This window comes from Streptomyces sp. GESEQ-35 (assembly GCF_017948485.1).
In the GTDB taxonomy this organism is placed as follows: domain Bacteria; phylum Actinomycetota; class Actinomycetes; order Streptomycetales; family Streptomycetaceae; genus Streptomyces.
The window spans coordinates 150,972-169,310 of sequence record NZ_JAFFSX010000010.1 but is presented as its reverse complement, the minus strand read 5'-3'; the positions used below and the strand labels follow the sequence as shown (position 1 = coordinate 169,310).

Sequence of the window (18,339 nt, the reverse complement as noted above, 5' to 3'; positions counted from 1 at the left end):
GACAAGGTGTGCATCGAGGGCGGAGAATCCCTATGCAGGTCGAACAGGCCGAACCGCTCGGGGAATTGAGCGAATCACCCGGGGAAGAACAGGCCGACGGCCTCGAACTGGCCGTCATCGGACTCGGCTACGTCGGACTTCCGCTCGCGCGGGAGGCGTCGGCGGTCGGCCTGAGAGTCGCGGGACTCGACCTCGACCCACGGGTCGTCGAGGCCCTCAACGCCGGACACTCCCATATCGACGACGTGTCCGACGACGACGTCCGCGGGATGCGGGCGGCCGGATTCACGGCGTACACCGACGACGCCTGTCTGGCCCGTGCGCAGACGATCGTCATCTGCGTGCCGACTCCGCTCAGCGCGGACGGCGGCCCCGATCTGAGCGCGGTGACCTCCGCGGTGCGGGCGGTGGCGGGCAGGCTGCGCCGCGGACACCTGGTCGTCCTGGAGTCGACCACCTATCCGGGCACCACCGAGGAGGTCGTACGGCCGCTGCTGGAGGAGTCGGGGCTCCGGGTGGGCCAGGACTTCGCGCTGGCGTTCTCACCGGAGCGCATCGACCCCGGCAACACCACGCACGGGCTGCGCGAGACACCGAAGGTGGTCGGCGGCTGCACCCCGGCGTGCGCGGCACGCGCGGCCGCCTTCTACGGCAAGATCGTCGACACGGTCGTCCAGGCGAAGGGCACCCGCGAGGCCGAGATGGCCAAGCTGCTGGAGAACACCTACCGGCACGTCAACATCGCCCTCGTCAACGAACTCACCATCCTCTGCCGCGAGTTGCACGTCGACGTCTGGGACGCGATCCGCTGCGCGGGCACCAAGCCGTTCGGCTTCCAGGCGTTCCGGCCGAGCGCCGGGGTGGGCGGGCACTGCATTCCGATCGACCCCAACTACCTGTCGTACAAGGTGCGTTCGATCGGCTACGAGTTCCGGTTCGTGGAACTCGCCCGGGAGATCAACGCACATATGCCGGAGTACGTCGTCCGGCGCGCCCAGGATCTGCTCAACCACAAGGGCCGCGCACTGCACGGCACCCGCGTCCTGCTGCTGGGTGTCACCTACAAGCCGGACGTGGCCGACCAGCGTGAGGCGCCGGCGGTGCCGGTGGCCCGGCTGCTGCGGGAGCGGGAGGCCGAGATCGCCTTCCACGACCCGTTCGTCCCCGCGTGGTCCGTGGACGGGGTGGCCGTGCCGCGCGTCGTCGACCTGATGGCGGGGGTGCGCGCGCACGACCTGACGATCCTGCTCCAGGACCACTCCGCGTACGACCTCCCGGCCCTCGCCGACGAGGCCCGGCTGCTGTTCGACACCCGAGGGCGGATCTTCCGGCCCGGTGTCGAGGCGCTGTAGGCAACTCCCCTTCTCCCGCCCGGAGTCGAAGGGCTCTTGGGCGCGGAGTCGAAAGGTGCTCAGATGCGGATACTCGTCGTCACCGTCGTCCACCACCCCGAGGACGCGCGCATCCTGCACCGGCAGATCGCGGCGCTGCGGGAACGGGGTCACCGGATCGTGTACGCGGCGCCGTTCACCGCACGCAAGGTGCTGCCGCGCCCGGGTCTCGAAGGCGTGGACCTGCCCCGGGCCGCGGGGCTCGACCGCCGCGCGGCGGTGTCGGCGGCCCGCGCCCTGCTGGCCGAGCGGGGACACGAGGCGGACGTGATACTGCTGCACGACCCGGAACTGCTGCTGACCCTGCCCGGTACCCTGCGCCGCTGGCGGCGATCCGGGACGGCGCCGGTGGTGGTGTGGGACGTACACGAGGACACCGCGGCGGCGCTGGCCATGAAGCGCTGGCTGCCGCGGGCGCTGCGACCGCCGCTGCGGCTGGGTGTGCGGGCGGCCGAACGGCTGGCGGAACGTCATCTGCGCCTCCTGCTCGCCGAGGACGCCTACCAGGAACGCTTTCGCCGCACGCACCCGGTGGTGCCGAACCACACGACCGCACCGCCGCAGCCGCCCGAGCCACCCGGCACCGAACGCGTCGTCTACGTCGGCCATCTGTCCCAGGCCCGCGGCGCGCTGGACCTCATAGAGACGGCGCGGCTCCTGCCGGCCGACCTGCACCTCGACGTGGCCGGGTCGGCGGACCCCGATGTACGGGACGCGCTCGCCGCGGCCCACCGGGTCGGCATCCTGCGCTGGCACGGCTTCCTGCCCAACGACCGCGCACTCGCCCTGCTCCCCGGCGCCCTGGCCGGCCTCTCCCTCCTCCACGACCAGCCCAACTACCGCCATTCGCGCCCCACCAAGGTCGTCGAGTACATGGCGCACGGCGTCCCCGTCGTCACCACGCCCACACCTCTGGCCGCCGAACTGGTCGAGCGGCACGGCTGCGGCCTCGTCGTCCCGTACGGGCATCCGCTCGCGGCCGCGCAGGCCATACGGCGGCTGAGCTCCGACGCGGAACTGCGCCTGGGCACGGCGCGGCGCGGACGCGCGGCGGCCCTCGCCGACTTCAACTGGCCCGACAAGGCGGCCGAGTTCACCGGCTGGCTGGAGACCTGGGCGCAGGAGGAGGCCGACCCTGGGCGCGCGGGTGACGTGGCTCGTAGAGGGCGATCTCGCCCCCGCCCGGCAGCCGGAAGCCCGTCACCCGGCCCCAGGGCGCGTCCTGGACGGGTCGGCTGAACTCCACACCCTTCGCGGTGAGGTCGGCGGTGGTGGCCTCGATGTCGTCGCACATCAGCATGAGCCAGTCACGCACGGACTTGAATCTGACACCGGTGTCAGGGTCGACCCTGCCCGGCATGAGCATCCACACCGACAAGCCCGCGCCGCCGACCCGAACCCCTCGACTCCCCCTCTCCGCGCTCCTCGCCCTCACCACCGCCGTCTTCGTCACCAGCCTCACCGAGACGCTGCCCGCCGGTCTGCTGCCCGCGATGAGCGGCGGCCTCGGGGTGAGCGAGTCGGCGGCGGGACAGGCGGTGACCGTGTACGCGGTGGGTACGGCCCTTACGGCGATCCCGCTGTCGGCGGCCACGGCCGGCTGGCGGCGCAAGCGGCTGCTGATGGCGGCGATGGCCGGGTTCGCCGTGGCCAACACGGTCACGGCCGTGTCGGCGAGCTACCCGTTGACCATGGTGGCGCGGTTCGTGGCGGGAGTGGCCGCCGGGCTCGCCTGGGCGCTGCTGGCGGGGTACGCCCGGCGTCTGGTGCCGGCTCCCCTCCAGGGCAGGGCGGTCGCGGTCGTCATGGCGGGCGTGCCGGTGGCGCTGTCCGTGGGGGTGCCCGCGGGCACGTTCCTGGGCGGGGCGCTGGGCTGGCGGACGGCGTTCGCGCTGATGACCGCGGTGGCCGTGGTGCTGCTCGGCTGGATCGCGTTGCTGGTGCCGGACCGGCCGGGACAGGAAGGCGGCGGCCGGGCTCCCGTACTGCGGGCACTGAACGTGCCCGGCGTCGTACCCGTCCTGTTCGTCACCCTCGTGTTCGTCCTGGCGCACACCGTGCTGTACGCCTACATCGCCACGTTCCTCGACCGGCAGGGGCTGGGCGGCTCGACCGATCTGGTGCTGCTGGTGTTCGGCGGCGCGTCCCTGGTGAGCATCTGGATCGTGGGCGCCCGTATCGACCGGCGGCTGCGGGCACTCACCGTGGCAAGCACGCTGCTCGTCGGCGTGGCCGCCGCCCTGCTGGCCGGGTTCGCGGACAGCGCGGCCCTGGTCCACCTCGCGGCGGCGCTGTGGGGGCTGGGCTGGGGCGGGGTGCCGACCCTGTTGCAGACCGCGGTCGCCGATGCCGGAGGCGAGCAGGCAGACGCGGCGCAGGCCATGCTCGTCACGCTGTGGAACGCGGCCATGGCCGGCGGCGGAGTACTCGGCGGGATCCTGCTCGACCTGTTCGGGGTGACGGCGTTTCCGTGGAGTGTGCTGGCGCTGCTCCTGCCCGTACTTGCGGTCGTCATGGGCGCCCGCGCGCACGGATTCCCGCGCACCAGGTCCCCCCGGACACCGGCGATCCTCACGCGGCCCTGACACGCCGACTGCTCTGCCGGGTGCCGAACAGAGTGAAGGTGGTGTTCACCAGGGCGACATGACTCAGCGCCTGGGGTGTGTTTCCCAGGTGCCGGCGCCGTACGGGATCCCATTCCTCGGACAGCATCCCGACATCGTTGCGGACGTCCAGCACCCGCTCGTACACCGTGCGGGCCTCGGCCTGACGGCCGGTCATGGCGAGCGCGTCGGCGTACCAGAGCGTGCAGGCCAGGAAGGCGCCTTCGCCGCCTCTCATGCCGTCCACGTCGTGCACACCGCTCTGCACGTCGGAGTAGCGCTTCAGGAAGCCCTGGTGATCGAGCTTGCGCATCGCACGTACGGTGCCCAGCACTCTGCCGTCGTCGGCCGGAAGGAACCCGAGCCGGGGGATCAACAGGGCGGTGGCGTCGAGGCAGTGGCCTCCGTAGCACTGGACGAACGACTGTTGGTCGTCGTCCCACCCCTCGCGGCAGACCTCCGCACGCAGTTCGTTCCGCAGCGTCCGCCAGCGTTGTGCCGAGCTCCGCAGACCGGCCACCCGGGCCATGCGCACGGCACGGTCGGCCGCGACCCAGGACATGACCTTGGAGTGCACGAAATGACGTCGGGGCCCCCTTACCTCCCAGATCCCCTCGTCGGGCTCGTGCCGGCGCTTGTCGAGGTGCTCCATGAGCGAGGCGATCAGATTCCATACGGGTTCGTCGATGACAACCCCGGCTCGCAGCACCGAGTACACGCTGTTCAGCACTTCGCCGTAGACGTCGAGTTGGAACTGGTCGACCGCCCCGTTGCCGAAGCGCACCGGCGCGGAGCCCTCGTAGCCGGGCAGCCAGAGCGCCTGTTCCTCCGGCAGCCGCCGCTGCCCGGCCACGCCGTACAGAGTCTGCAGTTCCGCGGGCTCGCCGGCGACCGCGCGGACGAGCCAGTCCTTCCACGCCATCGCCTCGTTGTGGAATCCACTGCGCAGCAGGCAGGAGAGCGTGAAGGTGGAATCCCGCAGCCAGCAGAACCGGTAGTCCCAATTCCGTTCGCCGCCGATGCATTCGGGCAGCGATGCGGTGACGGCGGCGACGATGCCACCGGTCGGCTCGTAGGTCAGAGCTTTCAGGATGACCAGAGATCTGACGACAGCGTCCTGGTAGGGCCCTCGGTAACCGCACTGCGCTGTCCACCCGTTCCAGAAGGTGAGCGTCCTGGACAGGGCCGAGGCGCTGTCGGTGAGCGAGCGCTCTGCACGGTGCGACGGGCTCCAGTTGAGGACGAAGGCGATCCGCTCGCCGGCGCTGACCGAGAAGTCGAGGTAGGTGCACTTCTTGGTGACGGACACGTCAACCCGGCGGTCGCCGAAGAGGACGGCTGCGTCGGGACCGGCGACCGCCGCAACGGTACGGTCGCCGATCAGGCGCGTCCAGGGCACGATGCTTCCGTGGTGGAAACGCACCCGCAATTCACCGCGCATGGCGACCCGTCCCGAGATTCCTTCGACTATGCGCACGATGTGAGGGCTTCCGCTGCGCGGCGGCATGAAGTCCGTCAGCCTCACGGCTCCGGAGACGTCTTCCCACACGGATTCGAGGACGAGCGAGGTTCCTCGGTACGACCGGCGATTGCAGGCACCACGGCCGGCAGGCGCGATGCGCCACTGGCCGTTTTCCTCGGTGCCCAGGAGGGCAGCGAAGCAGGCGGGAGAATCGAAGCGCGGCATGCACAGCCAGTCGATGGCCCCGTCCCTACCGACCAGGGCGGCGGTCTCCAAATCCCCTATGAGGGCGTAGTCCTCAATTCGCCCTACCATGGCCGGATTTTAACGCCGCCCCCCACCCTTGCCGCAAGGCAGGCCATTCATGCATTTCCGCTGCCGGGAATACCTTTCCACGAGTAGGAGGGTTTCACCCTTGACGCTTCGCTGGATTCCGCAACAAGCTGAGAGGCACTCCCGGCCTCGCAGGAGGCGATCTCCGCCCACCCGATGCCGTGGTCTTCCCGAGGATTTCCCATGAGCACGATTCCATCGGTGAATTCGCGACCGTATCCCGCGGTCAGTCTGGTCGCACCAGTGCGCAGCGGTGACTGCGACACGAACTGGCTTCTGGCCCGGCTCCCGGAGTGCGTGGCGGAAGTCATTCTGGTCTGCCCCTCGTCGGCCGAGGCATCCGATCGGAGCACGGCTCCCGACGGGCCCCGCGTCCGCTGGATGCGGCAACGCGACTCCGGCGAGGGGGACATCCCCCACGCCGGTCTGCTCTCCGCCTCCGAGGACTTCATCGCGCTGATGGGGGCGGACGGGAGCATGTCCCCGCAGGAGATCCCCCACTACCTGCACTACCTGCTCAACGGCTACGACTTCGTCAAGGGCTCCCGGTTCATCGCCGGCGGCAGCTGCGCCGACTACCCCTTGCTCCGCAGACTGGGCCATCACACCCTGCTCCACCTGGCGCGACGGCTGTACGGGCAGCAGTTGACCGACCTGTGGTACGGCTTCTGCGCCTTCCGCCGCGACTTCCTCCGCCTGCTGGATCTGCGCGACGACACCGTCGAGCTCGGTGCCGAACTCGTCACGCACGCCATGCACTACGGACTCCGCATCGCGGAGGTCCCCAGTCGCGAGCTGCCCCGACGTCACGCCAGGTCGCATCCGCGCACGTTCCATGACGGCGCCCGCATCCTGGGCACGCTGCTCGACGAGCGCCCGCACAATCTGCTGCCCCGCCTGGCGCCGATCCCTCAGCGTTGATCGTCGACCCGACTGTCGGCGCCGGTGAACACGGCGCCACGGTTGACAAATGTGACATTAGCCGCTAAGGGTGGATTTAAGAGCAAGTCGGACCTTCGGCAGGGTCAGTTGTCGAAAGAGGCCACCGTGTCCTCCCTCCACATCGGCCGAGCATCGGCGCCCAGCACGCCGCACCCGCTGCGGCGGGCCACCGACTGGCCCAACGCCGCCTCGCGCCACCCTTCCCCGCACAAGCCGCGCAGCGGTGCCGCTCATCCTGCGCGACGGGCGTCCGACCACCTCGTGAACGCGGTTTCCCCGTGCCTCGCCGACGGCCGCAGGACGCGCACCGCCGCCCGGCGGAGGCGGACCTCCGCGGGCTCCGCCCGCACCGTGGCGGACCGTCCCGCGGACGACTCGGACGATCACCCAAGACCTTGTGACGACGCGCCGCGTCGGGCCCTGATCTTCCTTGGCCCAGCCGGGCGTCGTTTCCGTGTGCCTGCCTCGGAGGCCGCATACGGTCCTGAAAGAGGCGAACCCTGATGGTCTCCGTGCTGCCCGAGCGCTCCGGCGCTCGCCACCTCATGCATCGTCCGCGCCACACGGATGAACCGGTCCCCCGGTGCCTCCGGCGGCCACCCGTGGACCTCGAACTGATCATTCCGGCGTACAACGAGCAGCAACGGCTGCCGGCGACCGTCCGGTCGACGATCGACTACCTGGCGGACCGGCCCTGGTCCTCGGCGGTCGTCGTCGTGGACAACAACAGCGTGGACCGCACACGGGAGACGCTCCAGCGATTCCACGACTCCCCGGTCCACCTGTACGCGATCGGCTGCAGCGACCAGGGAAAGGGCGCCGCGGTACGGCGCGGGATCGCCACGTCCGCCGCCCGGTTCATCGGCTTCGCCGACGCTGACAACGCGACACCCATCGACACCCTGGAGAGCGTCATGGAGCTGCTCACACAGGGGTACGACGCCGTCATCGCCTCCCGGCACGTCGCCGGGGCGCGGTTCGAGGCCGAGCAGTCGGCGCTGCGGCGCGGCGGAGGCTGGGTCTTCCGCCGGTTGGCCCACCTGGCCCTGCCGGACATCGCCGACACCCAGTGCGGCTTCAAGTTCTTCTCCGGACCACTCGTCCGTGACGTCGTCGCCGACTGCCACGTCGACGGCTTCGCCTTCGACGTGGAAATCCTCGCCCAGCTCGTACGGGCGGGTCATGACGTCGTCGAGGTGCCCGTGGCCTGGTCGGACGTCCCGGGGTCGACGTTCTCGGCCCGCCACGACGGGCTGCGCTCCATGGCCGATCTCGTCCGGATCTCCCTCGCGCGGTGATCTCCATGACTGCACTCGAGCAGCTGACCAGGACCGACATCCTGTTCCTCAACTGGCGTGATCCCTCGCATCCGCAGGCAGGCGGGGCGGAGGCGTACTGCTACGAGATCGCCGGGCGTTTCTCGGACGCGGGCGCCCACGTCACGCTCGTCGCCGCACGACACCCCGGCTCCCCCTCCCGTGCCAGTTCCGACGGAATCTCCATCGTGCGGGCCGGCGGCACCTTCGGCGTCTATCCGGTCGCCGCGGCCCATCTGCTGCGCCACCGCCACGCGTACGACGCGGTGGTGGACTTCCAGAACGGCATCCCGTTCTTCGCACCGCTGTTCACCCCGCGCTGGACCGCCGTCGTCTGCGTCATCCACCACGTCCATCAGCACCAGTTCGACCTGCGCTTCCACTGGCCCATGAACGCACTGGGCCGGCTACTGGAGAAACAGATCAGCCGCCTGGTGTACCGCAGGCGTCCGGTGGTCGTCGTCTCGCCGTCGACCCGCGAGGGGATGCGCCGTGACCTCGGCTTCGACAATCCGATCCACATCGTGCCGAACGGAAGTCCCCAGGCACGGCCCGGCAGTGTGCGCCGCAGCGACACTCCCGCCATCACGGTGGTCAGCCGGCTGATGCCCCAGAAGCGCGTCGACCTGTTGATCCGCGCCGTTCCGGAACTGCGGCGACGCAGGCCGGACATCCATGTCGACATCTGCGGCGACGGAGACGAGCTGCCGCGGTTGCGAGCGCTCGCCGCCGATCTCGGGGTCGAGGACATCGTCGACTTCCACGGCCGGGTGTCCGAGGAACGCAAGCGGGAGTTGCTGGGGCATGCCTGGCTCACCGTCGCGCCGTCCATCGCCGAGGGCTGGGGTCTCACCGTGATCGAGGCAAACGTCATGGGAACGCCCGCGCTGGCCTACGACGTACCCGGGCTGCGCGACGCGGTCCAGCCGGACCGCAGCGGCTGGTTGCTACGGCCCGGAACGGACCTGGCCTGCGGTCTCGCCCATGCCCTCGACGAACTCGACAGGCCGGCCGCGCGGGAACGCATGGCTCGCCGGTGCCGCGCGTGGGCGGCCGAGTTCTCCTGGGACGACAGCGCCGAGCGACTGGCGCGTGTGGTCCTGGAGGAGGTACGGCGGATCCACCGGCACCGGCGCTCGCGCCGCAGGCCCAGCGACCTCACGGCCGTCACCCGGTTCCGGGCGCGGGACGCGGAGGCGATGGAGCGAACGGTGCGGAACTCCCTGCGGCAGACGGACGCCTGGCGGCGGCGGGAGGACTCCTTCTGGCTGCTGCTGTACGGCTGTGACGAGGTCCGCGCCCTGGAGGCGCTGGGACGGCTGGGCGTCGAGGACGCCGACGTCGGCCTGGCGAACAGGCGCGACGTCCTGGTCGGTGCGGAAGGGACGTTCCCATGACCTTCCGGGCCGCGGACACCGTGCCGGGCACACCGCGTCGGGACGAGGTCCGGGCGGTGCACGGGGCGCGGTGGATCGCGACCGCCGCGGTGATCGTCGGCGCACTCAACTACCTGTACGCACTGGCCCTCACCCGGCTCATGGACGTCGGCTCCTACGCCGTCTTCGCGGCGGGCCAGGGACTCATCCTGTGCACCGCGGCCGTTGCGGTCGTCACCGTTCCGTGGATGCTCGCCCAAGGGCTCGCCCGCGCCCGCTCCGCCGCCGAACGGGGCGACGCGATCCGGTTCGCCGTCGTCACGGGCGCGGCGGGCGGGATCCTCGCGTCCTGCGCCGTCGCCGCCGTCGCGACGCAGTTCGCGGACGTATGGACGACCCTGATCCTGGCGGTCAGCACCCTGCTGATCTACGTCACCCGCGTCACCGTCGGCTGGTTGCAGGGCACCGAACGGCTGCGGACGCTCGCCACGGTCACCACGAGCGAGGCCGTACTGAAGCTCGCCGTCGGTCTCCTGCTGGTGGCGGCGCTGGGCATGAGCGAGCAGGGCGCGCTCGCGGCCTTCGGCATCGCGGTGTTGCCGTTCGTGGTGTGCCGTCCCAAGCGGCCCCGGGGCGGCAGGCGTCGCTGGCTCTCGGTGACGGCGGACCGTGCCCTGTGGCGACGGGCGGGCAGTATCGCCTCCGTGCAGGGGCTGGTGGCCCTCATGGTCTCGGTCGACGTCGTGATGGTCGCGATCCTGCCCACGGACCGGGCGGGCGCCGCGAGCTACCAGGCGAGTGTGATGGTGGGCCGCATCCCGCTGTTCATCGCGGGCGCGGTGGCCATGGCGTTCTTCCCGGCGCTGTCCCGGCGCAGCGCCGGGACGCCGCTGGCCTCCAGCGCCGTACGCATGTACCTCCTGCTCGCTGTTCCGCTGACCACTGTGGTCGCCACGATGCCAGGAGCCGTGCTCACCACGGTGTTCTCGTCCGAGTACGCCGCCATGGGCGGCCTGTTGGCCTTCACCGCGGTGTCCGGCTTCGCGCTCGGCGGACTCGGTCTCGTCACCACCTTCTCGCAGGCAGTGAACGACTACAGGTGCCTGCCCTGGCAGGCTGTGGGGCTTCTCGGCTACGTGGCGGCCCTGGTGGCCGGCTGGCATGCCGAGGGCGTGCGGGGCATGGCGATCGGCGCCATGTGCGGTTCCGTGGCGGTGACGGTCCTGCTGGCCTGGCGGCTGGTGCGCCGCGGCGCCGTCCACCCGCCGGCCTGGACGGTCTTGCGGGAGCCCTTGGCCCTGGCCGGAGTTCTGCTCGTCCTGCGGCCCCACGTGCTGCTGTGGCTGGTCGCGGCCCTCGCCACCGGAGCGCGAGCGGCCTGGCTGTTCTTCGGCAGCCGGGGCGCGCAGGCGCCCGAGCCGGGCACCCCGCACGGCCGGACGTCGCGCGGGCGCGGCTCGCACCGGCCGCCGGTCGGCGAACGGGCCGCGGAGCTCGTCGTCGACGCCGTGTGGCACGGGCAGGCCCCGCCCGCCTCGGACGACGAGCTGCACCACGCTCTGGCGATTGCCCGCCGCAATCAGGTCGAAGGGCGGCTCGCCCGGGCGTACCCGCGACAACTGGCGGCGGAGCTCTCGGCGGTGGACGACGCCGACCGGGACTTCCGGCGCAATCTGCTCCAGGCGACCGACCGCCTGCGGGCGGCGGGCATCCCGACGGTCCTGATCAAGGCGGACCTGTCCGGCGACCACGAGTACAGCAACTTCGACCTGGTGGTGCCCGACGGGACGTGGCGGGCGGCGGACGAGGCGCTGTCGGACTGGTACGTACACCGCTCCTCGTACTGGCTGGAGCGGTCGACCAAGGTGCTGCTGCGGCCCGCCCGCGGGCCCGCGGCGCATCTGCACACCGCCGTCTCCTGGTTCGGCGTACCGGTGATGTCCACCGAGCGGCTGTTCGCCCGGGCCGTCCCCTGCGACGGACACGGCTGGCTGGTCCCCAACCCGGCCGATCAACTGCGCATCTGGCTGGCGCACGGGCTGTTCCAGAACCTCGCACTCGACCTGTCGGAGCTGCTCGCGCTACGGGACCTGCTCCGGCAGGAGGTGGTGGCGGAGGCCCGGCGCGAGGCCCGGCGCGAGGGCTGGCCGGCCGGCAGCCGTCTCGCGCTCGGCACGGCCGTCGAAGCCGTCGAACGCCTCGATCGCGGACTCGTCGTACAGCTGCCGATGCCACTCCCGGTCAGCACGTCGCTGCGGGTGGCGATCGAGCACGCAGGCCATCTGACACGGCGTGGACGGGCAAGCACGGCCGCCCGGGAGGCGGCCCTCAGGGTGCCGCTCGTCCTCGCCAAGAGGCTGAAGGCGGCCGGCGCATGAGCACCATGAGAGGTCCGCTCCTCGTCGCGGTGTCCGGCCCGGACGGTTCGGGGAAAACCCAGCTGGTCGGCCGGATCGCCACGGCGCTGCGCGAGCGCGGCTTCTCCGTCGCCACCGCCCACTGCTACGGCTGCGTGCTGTGCCGCAGGTTCTCGGATCCACCGCAGGTGAGGGAAGGGGAGTGGGCGCGACGCCGACACGATGACCCCCGTGTCGGATCATGGTTCCGTCGCGCCCACGCTCTCCTCGACCTCACCGAACTGGCGGTGCGGGTCCTGGCACTTCGGCTCCTGGTGCGGGTGATGGCCCGTGGGCGGCCGATGGCGGTGGTGACCGACCGCGGGCCGTTGGACGGTCTCACCAAGTTCGGCCCCGTCCCGGGTTCGCTGATCGCGCGCTACTTCACCCGTCTCGCCCGCCGATACCACACGACGCTGCTGATGGAGGTCTCGCCGAGCACGCTGCTGGCGCGCGGTTGGGATCCTGCGGCCGGACCCCCGGCCGTATGGTGGGCACGCTTCCTGAAGTGGGCGCGGCGTCTGCCGTCCGTCACCCCCGTGAACGGCGACATGGCGCCGTCCACGCTCGTGGCCACCGCGATCGGACTCGTCCTCGACGCCAGCCGGTCTGCGGGCCTCGCGGTCGATGCGACGGACACCCGAAAGCGCGTGGTCCTGTCCATCTTCGACGACTTCTGCAGCCCGCACTATCGCGGCGGCGGAGCCGTGGTGGTCGAGAAGGTGGCGCGCCGCCTCGCCGAGGAGTACCGGGTGTCGGTCGTCACGGCGGCTCGTCGGGGCAGTGTCCGGGCCCAGGACGGGATTCGCTACATCCGGCTCCCCGTCTGCTGGGCCGGCCCGCGTGCGGGCCAGCTCCTTTTCCAGGCCATGCTGCCGTTCACCGCGTGGAGGGTGCCGCACGACCTGTGGCTGGAGAGCTTCACGCCTCCCTTCTCCACGTCCCTCCTCCCGCTGTTCACCCGCTCCCCTGTCGTCGGAATCGACCAGGGCCGCAGCGGCGAGGCGTTGTGGCGGAAGTACCACATCCCCTTCTTCCTGATCGAGCGGATCGGTTTCCGGTGCTACCGCGACATCGTGGTCATGAACGAGGCGGACGCCGATGCGGTGCAGCGGCTCAGCCCGAGGGCGGCCGTGCACGTGATCGCCAACGGCGTGGAGCGGCAGCATGTCGAGGAGGGCCGGATCGGGAAAGGCGACTACATCCTGTTCCTGGGCCGGATCGACATCTGGCAGAAGGGCCTGGACCTGTTGCTGAAGGCGTACGCGCACGGCAGGCCGCCGATGCCCCTGGTCCTGGCCGGCGCCGGTACGGAGAGCGAGGAACGGAAACTCGACGAGCTGCTGGCCTCAGAGACACGCGACATCAGTCGCGTCGGCCGTGCGGAGGAGCAACGCAAGCGGGAACTGTTGCAGCACAGCGCCGTCGTCGTGCTGCCCTCGCGCCACGAGACGTTCGGCCTGGTGGCGTTGGAGGGCATGTCCTACGGCAAGCCCGTCCTGCACTTCGACCTGCCCGCGCTGCGGTGGATGCGGGGCGGAGGCGACGTCGCCGTCACACCGTTCGACGTGGACCTGATGGGCGACCGTATGCGGGAACTGGCGTCCGACGCCTCGCTGCGCCGGAGCCTGGGCAGGAAGGCGCTGCTCGCGTCGCAGCGCTACACGTGGGACGAGATGTCGAGCCGCTACCTGTCCTTGGTGCGCCGCCTCCTCAACTCCCCCGCCGCCACCGGCCGCCGCGCCCGACGAGGAGGTATGCCATGACCAGCGACGAGCTGACCGCCGAATTCGAGACGGGTGCCCCGGTCGTCGTGCTGTCCCCTCATCTGGACGACGCCGTGCTGTCGTGCGGCGCCCTGCTGACGCATGCCCACGACCACGCCCCGGTGACCGTGGCGACGTTGTTCACCCGGTCCGGCCCCCCGCCGTACACCCTGTCCGCCCGGCGCTACCTCCGTATGACCGGAGCGGGTGACGCGGAACAGCTGTACGCGGCCCGGCGCGCGGAGGACCGGGAGGTGCTCGAGCGGATGGGCGTCGAGTGGCGGCACTTCTCGCTGCCGGACGGACTGTTCCGGAACAAGCCGGGTTGCCGGGCCGCCACGCACCCATGGGCCCGGCGGATACCCGAACTCGCCCGTGTCTACCCCACCTACCGTCTCCACCTGGTGTCCGGCAAGATGTCCCCGCACGACGCGAGTACGCTGCAACAGGTCGTCGGCGTCCTCGCGCTGCTGGCGTCGGGGACGCCCGGTCCGGTGCTGGCTCCGCTCGCCGTCGGCGGTCATGTCGACCACCTCCTGGTCCGTATCGCGGCGGAGTGCAGCGGGAGACGGGTCGTGTACTACAGCGAGTTCCCGTACAACCGACGGCATGCGCCCGACTCCGCCTTCGTCCGGCGCAACTCGCTCACCGAGGCCGTCTGGTCACTGGGCATCGCCGAGAAGGCCGACCTGATCCGTGCGTACCGGACCCAGTGCGCCGCGCTGTTCCCCGGGGGCCGGGTGCCGCCCGCGCCCGAGGTCTACCTGCTGCCCCGTGGCCCACGGGCCGACAGGGCGGCTCCGGCCGGAGGCCCCTGATGGCCGCAACCACTGCCCGACAGCAGACCGGGGTGCTGCGCGCCGTCCACGGTTCCGTATCGCCGATGGTGCCGGCCGCGGCGGCGTGCGTGCTCACGGTCGTGCTCCGGCTGGTGGAAGTGGGCCGGTCCTCCGACCTGTTCGTGGATGAACTCATCTACCTGGACCTCGGCCGTAGCGCAGGCGAGGGAGGGCTGCCGCGGACGGACGACGGGTTGTTCTTCCTGCATCCGCCCGGCTTCTTCTACCTTCAGGCCGCCTGGGCGAAGACGATCGGCCTCGATACGGATGTGGTCTCCGCCGTGTACGGGATCAGGGTGCTGAACGCGCTCCTGGCCGGCGCCACGGCCGCGGTTCTCGTGCTGCTGGTGGCCCGGGTCAGGTCGCAGCCCGCCGGGCTGCTGGCCGGCCTGGTCTTCGCGCTGGACCCGTACTGCATCCGGCAGAACAACCGGGCGATGCTGGAGACCGAGACGATGCTCTGGGTGCTGGCCGGGTACTTGGTGCTGATCCCCCTTGCGCGGACCCCGCTGCCTCCCCGGCCGCGCGCCCGGGCGATGTGCGCCGGGCTGCTGTTCGGCATGGCGATCACGACGAAGGACCACTCCGCGCTCATCACAATGCTGCCGCTGCTGCTCGCGATCGGGCTGCGGTGGGGCCCGCCCCGAAGGCTGCTGCTGCTGACAGCCACCGCCTCGGTCGTGCCCTACTCCCTCTACCTGACCGTCGTCGCGGCGACGGGACACTTCGACGCCTTCCGGACGGCGAAGATGCACGGCACCGAACGGCTCCTCGGGTTCGTCCAGGAAACGGGTTTCAACGCCCCCGGCACACCGTCGCTCGCCGAGCGTCTCACCGCCGAACTGCCCGGCTACGCGTCGACCTACGTCCTGCTCCTCCTCACGCCCGTGGCACTGGCGTTGCTGCTGCGCCGCAAGGACCCGGAACACCGCCTGCTCGCCCTCTTCCACGGCTGCGCGATTCTCACCCTCGCCTACGCCCTCGCCCTGGGCACCCTTGAGGAACAGGCCCTGTATCTGCTCTTCGTACCCAACCTGATCGCCCTGGCGGTGGTCCTGCCGCTCCCTCTGGGACATGGCGCCCGCGGGCCCCGTTTCGCGCGACGCGTCACGGCTGTCAGCGTCCTCGCCGTCGCTCTCGTCCTGCCAGGGACGGGGTACGCGACAGAGAGGCTGCGGCCCGACGACGGTTTTGCCAAGCTCCGCGCCTACATGCTCCAGCACGTTCCGGCGGGCAGCGCCGTCACCACGACCGACGGCGGACACACCCACGGCGTCACCCGATGGGCGCTGAAGGACCGTTACCGCCTCGGCAGTTGGGCGAGCCCGGGAGCCAGGGCCGCGGCGGGTTCCGAGTATGTCGTCGTCCCCTGGAAGATCATCGAGGAGGGATACGGCCGTCTCACCACGCTCGAAGTGAAACACCTCACCCGGCAGGGCGACCTGGTCTTCTCTTTCCACGGGCGCAGCTACGGCGTGCTCGCGCTCTACCGGCTGCCGTTGCCCGACGGGGCGACGGACGTTGACCTCCAAGCCGGGCCGGGTCATGAACCCTAGCGCGCGCCTCCCCCGTGTCCTGCTCCTCACCAGCAGCCCGCTCGACGGCCAGGACGGAGCCGACATCCGGCTGGCCAATGACATCGTCCATGCCCTGCCCGGCGTGGAGTTCGTCTGGTTCACCCGGTGGCCCGCCCGCGGCGAGCGTGCAGTGCCGGCCGTCGGTCGGCCGGTCCCGATCCTGTCCCGGAGGGGCGCTCCCCGTACCGCCGAACGCGTTCAGGCGGCCATCGCCGGCGCCTTCCTGACGCGCCGTACCGACCTCGTGCACGCCGTGCTGACGATCGGCGGTTCCTTCCCCGTCTTCTCCCGCGTGCGCCCCCTGCTGCTCGGTTCCGCGCCCGTGCTGCACACCGTGCCGGGAGTCATGAACCCCGCGCTTCTCGGACGAGCCCGTCCGTTGGGCAGGACGGTGGCGCTCTCCGAGACCACGGCCCAGTTGCTCAAGGCTGCGGGCTTCGGTGAAGTGCCGGCCATCGCGCCGATGGTCCCGCTGGAGCAGTGGCCCCGTCGGCCACGCCCCCAGGGGATTCCGGTGGTGCTGTTCTCCGGTCACCACGATCCGTCCGGCGGCGCGGAACAGGCCCTCGCCGCGGCAGGAGTCGCCACGAGGGCAGGGGCTCGGTTCCGACTCCTCATGGCCATGCGCGGCCGACCGGGCCAGGACACCCACGCCCTCGAAACGGCGCTGCGCGCGCGTGCCGCGGCCGAGGGTCTTCGCTCGGTCGAGGTCAAGGGATATGTGGAGGACATGCGCGGACTGCTCGCCGCTGCCACGGTGCTGCTCTTCCCGCCCCTGACACTCGGCGGCAAGGCGGACGTCCCGCTCACGGTCCTTCAGGCCCTCGCCACCGGGCGCCCTGTGATCCTCAGCGACCTTCCCCCCTTTGGAGCTTTCGGCGACGCGGTCCTGCGGGCCCCGGCGGGCGACTGTCTGCGGACGGGCCGCCTGCTCGCATGGCTCCTCGACCGGCCCCGGTGCTGGGAGATGCTGGCGGAGCGCGGCAGGACGACGGCGGAGAGTCGGTTCGGCCGGGAGCGCTTCTCCGCTCAGTACGAGCGGTTGTACCGGGAGCTGCTGCCATGAGACTCACACGACGGCAATACCTGCTCGGCGTCCTCGCCGTCCTCGCCGTCCTCGCCGTCCTGCTCCTCGTCCTGGGGGCGGTCAGGCTCTTCCAGCACGAGGAAGCGGAGGAGGACTACTTCGGCACCCTTCAGACGGACCCGGCGAAGGCGCGTGTGGAATACGAGAGCGGCATACGCATCGCCCATCTCCCGCTCGACTGGGCGCGATTCGAGCCCGCCGACGATTCCTACGACTCCGCGTACGCCGACAGCGTCAAGGAGACGATCCGCACGTTCCACGCCACGGGAGCGCACATCGAGGTCGGCCTGGGACTGAATCACCCCCCTGAGTGGCTCCGCATGCTTCATCCTGAAACCCAGTACGTCAACCAGTTCGGTGAGCGGTACGCCGAGACACCGAACATCGTCTTCAGCCAGGTCGCCCGCGACGAGGTGGCCGAGTACATCCGGTACGTGGCCGACGAGATCGGTCTCGACAACTTCTGGTCCATCCGCGTCGGAGTGAGCGAGGCCGGGGAGTTCAGCTACCCGCCACCCGTGTCGCAACGCCAGGACAGAAACGAGTACTGGGCCTTCGACCCCGCCGCCCAGGCGGCCAGTCCGTTCCCGGGCTGGCGCCCCGGTCAGCGCACGTACGAAGGCAAGCCCTTCACCGAACGACAGGTGGAGCAGTGGTACGACTGGTACCTGGCAGTGCTGAGCAACACGATCAACTGGCAACTGGACCAGTACACCTCGCTCGGCTACGACGGCCGGCTGCACGTCCTCGTACCGGGGGCCGGGTACTACCCCAGTGACCTCCGACGGGCGATCCAGGCCTATCTGGACGGGCCTGCGGCGGCGCGGCTCATGGGACGCGGGGTCGGCTTCTTCAGGACCATCGACCAGATCGACCACCGGGACAACGTCCACATCGTGTCCACGGCGCTCGTGGACGGCTCCGGCAACGTACCCAACAACGGCTGCGAGCCCACGGATTCTGCGGTGAATATTTATGCGGAGAAGAATTCCACGGTGCGTGACTGGTCGTCGGTCCGCTGGGTGACCGCTCTGGCGAAGCGCGCCGGATTCACCGGACTCGGCGGAGAAAGTGCGGGAGAGCATGTGGCTCCCTACCGCCCGGGCGTCATGGAGGACGCCATGCACCAGATGATTTCCTGCGACCTGGACGGCATTATGTGGGCCTTCGACAGCAACCTCTACGACGGCACCCCCGGCTCGTCGCTGCGGGAGTACGCCGACGTGATCGACCGCCATTCCCGAAGGTGAC

Annotated in this window: 13 protein-coding genes and 1 pseudogene; 12 read left to right on the top strand and 2 right to left on the bottom strand. The window is 70.7% G+C overall.

Annotated features, from left to right (window positions below; all coding sequences use genetic code 11):
• Positions 1 to 32: 32 nt before the first annotated feature.
• Positions 33 to 1,352, top strand: coding sequence for a nucleotide sugar dehydrogenase (locus KCH87_RS21265; protein WP_210587755.1), 1,320 nt, complete (start codon positions 33 to 35; stop codon positions 1,350 to 1,352).
• 63 nt (positions 1,353 to 1,415) lie between these two features.
• Positions 1,416 to 2,630: a glycosyltransferase family 4 protein gene (locus KCH87_RS21260; protein WP_210587754.1), complete on the top strand. Its 1,215-nt coding sequence runs from the start codon at positions 1,416 to 1,418 to the stop codon at positions 2,628 to 2,630.
• Here the strand turns inward: KCH87_RS21260 and KCH87_RS50775 are convergent.
• Positions 2,629 to 2,685, bottom strand: a pseudogene (locus KCH87_RS50775) (extradiol dioxygenase); the annotation flags it as partial. The gene KCH87_RS21260 and the pseudogene KCH87_RS50775 overlap by 2 nt on opposite strands.
• 64 nt (positions 2,686 to 2,749) lie before the next feature.
• On the opposite strand from KCH87_RS50775, the gene KCH87_RS21255 reads away from it, so the two are divergent.
• Entirely contained in the window at positions 2,750 to 3,976 is a 1,227-nt protein-coding gene (locus KCH87_RS21255) for an MFS transporter (RefSeq protein WP_210587753.1), read from the top strand.
• On the opposite strand, the gene KCH87_RS21250 is transcribed toward KCH87_RS21255, so the two are convergent.
• Positions 3,963 to 5,771, bottom strand: coding sequence for a glycoside hydrolase family 15 protein (locus KCH87_RS21250; RefSeq protein ID WP_210587752.1), 1,809 nt, complete (start codon positions 5,769 to 5,771; stop codon positions 3,963 to 3,965). The two genes, KCH87_RS21255 and KCH87_RS21250, sit on opposite strands and share 14 nt — an antisense overlap.
• A gap of 201 nt (positions 5,772 to 5,972) precedes the next feature.
• Here KCH87_RS21250 and KCH87_RS21245 point away from each other — a divergent pair, with 201 nt between their 5' ends.
• From KCH87_RS21245 to KCH87_RS21205, 9 genes are all read left to right on the top strand, one after another.
• Positions 5,973 to 6,710, top strand: coding sequence for a glycosyltransferase family 2 protein (locus KCH87_RS21245; RefSeq protein WP_210587751.1), 738 nt, complete (start codon positions 5,973 to 5,975; stop codon positions 6,708 to 6,710).
• A 623-nt stretch (positions 6,711 to 7,333) separates the two neighbouring features.
• Complete coding sequence (locus tag KCH87_RS21240; protein WP_210587750.1) at positions 7,334 to 8,029, top strand: glycosyltransferase; 696 nt, start codon at positions 7,334 to 7,336, stop codon at positions 8,027 to 8,029.
• 5 nt (positions 8,030 to 8,034) lie between these two features.
• Positions 8,035 to 9,444, top strand: a complete 1,410-nt coding sequence (locus KCH87_RS21235; protein ID WP_210587749.1) for a glycosyltransferase family 4 protein — start codon at positions 8,035 to 8,037, stop codon at positions 9,442 to 9,444.
• Positions 9,441 to 11,801, top strand: a complete 2,361-nt coding sequence (locus tag KCH87_RS21230) for a lipopolysaccharide biosynthesis protein (RefSeq protein ID WP_210587748.1) — start codon at positions 9,441 to 9,443, stop codon at positions 11,799 to 11,801. Before KCH87_RS21235 ends, KCH87_RS21230 begins: the two co-directional genes overlap by 4 nt.
• On the top strand, positions 11,798 to 13,585 hold the full coding sequence (locus KCH87_RS21225) for a glycosyltransferase (protein WP_210587747.1): 1,788 nt from the start codon (positions 11,798 to 11,800) through the stop codon (positions 13,583 to 13,585). The genes KCH87_RS21230 and KCH87_RS21225 overlap by 4 nt, the downstream gene beginning before the upstream one ends.
• Complete coding sequence (locus KCH87_RS21220; RefSeq protein WP_210587746.1) at positions 13,582 to 14,403, top strand: PIG-L deacetylase family protein; 822 nt, start codon at positions 13,582 to 13,584, stop codon at positions 14,401 to 14,403. Before KCH87_RS21225 ends, KCH87_RS21220 begins: the two co-directional genes overlap by 4 nt.
• The gene (locus tag KCH87_RS21215) at positions 14,403 to 15,980 is read left to right on the top strand and encodes a phospholipid carrier-dependent glycosyltransferase (RefSeq protein WP_210587745.1); all 1,578 of its coding nucleotides are present in this window, start codon (positions 14,403 to 14,405) and stop codon (positions 15,978 to 15,980) included. The genes KCH87_RS21220 and KCH87_RS21215 overlap by 1 nt, the downstream gene beginning before the upstream one ends.
• Positions 15,970 to 17,067 carry a glycosyltransferase family 4 protein gene (locus KCH87_RS21210; protein ID WP_210587744.1) on the top strand — a complete coding sequence of 366 codons (1,098 nt, stop codon included), beginning with the start codon at positions 15,970 to 15,972 and terminating at the stop codon, positions 17,065 to 17,067. The genes KCH87_RS21215 and KCH87_RS21210 overlap by 11 nt, the downstream gene beginning before the upstream one ends.
• Positions 17,064 to 18,338, top strand: a complete 1,275-nt coding sequence (locus KCH87_RS21205; protein WP_210587743.1) for a beta-galactosidase — start codon at positions 17,064 to 17,066, stop codon at positions 18,336 to 18,338. The genes KCH87_RS21210 and KCH87_RS21205 overlap by 4 nt, the downstream gene beginning before the upstream one ends.
• The last annotated feature ends 1 nt before the right edge of the window (position 18,339 follow it).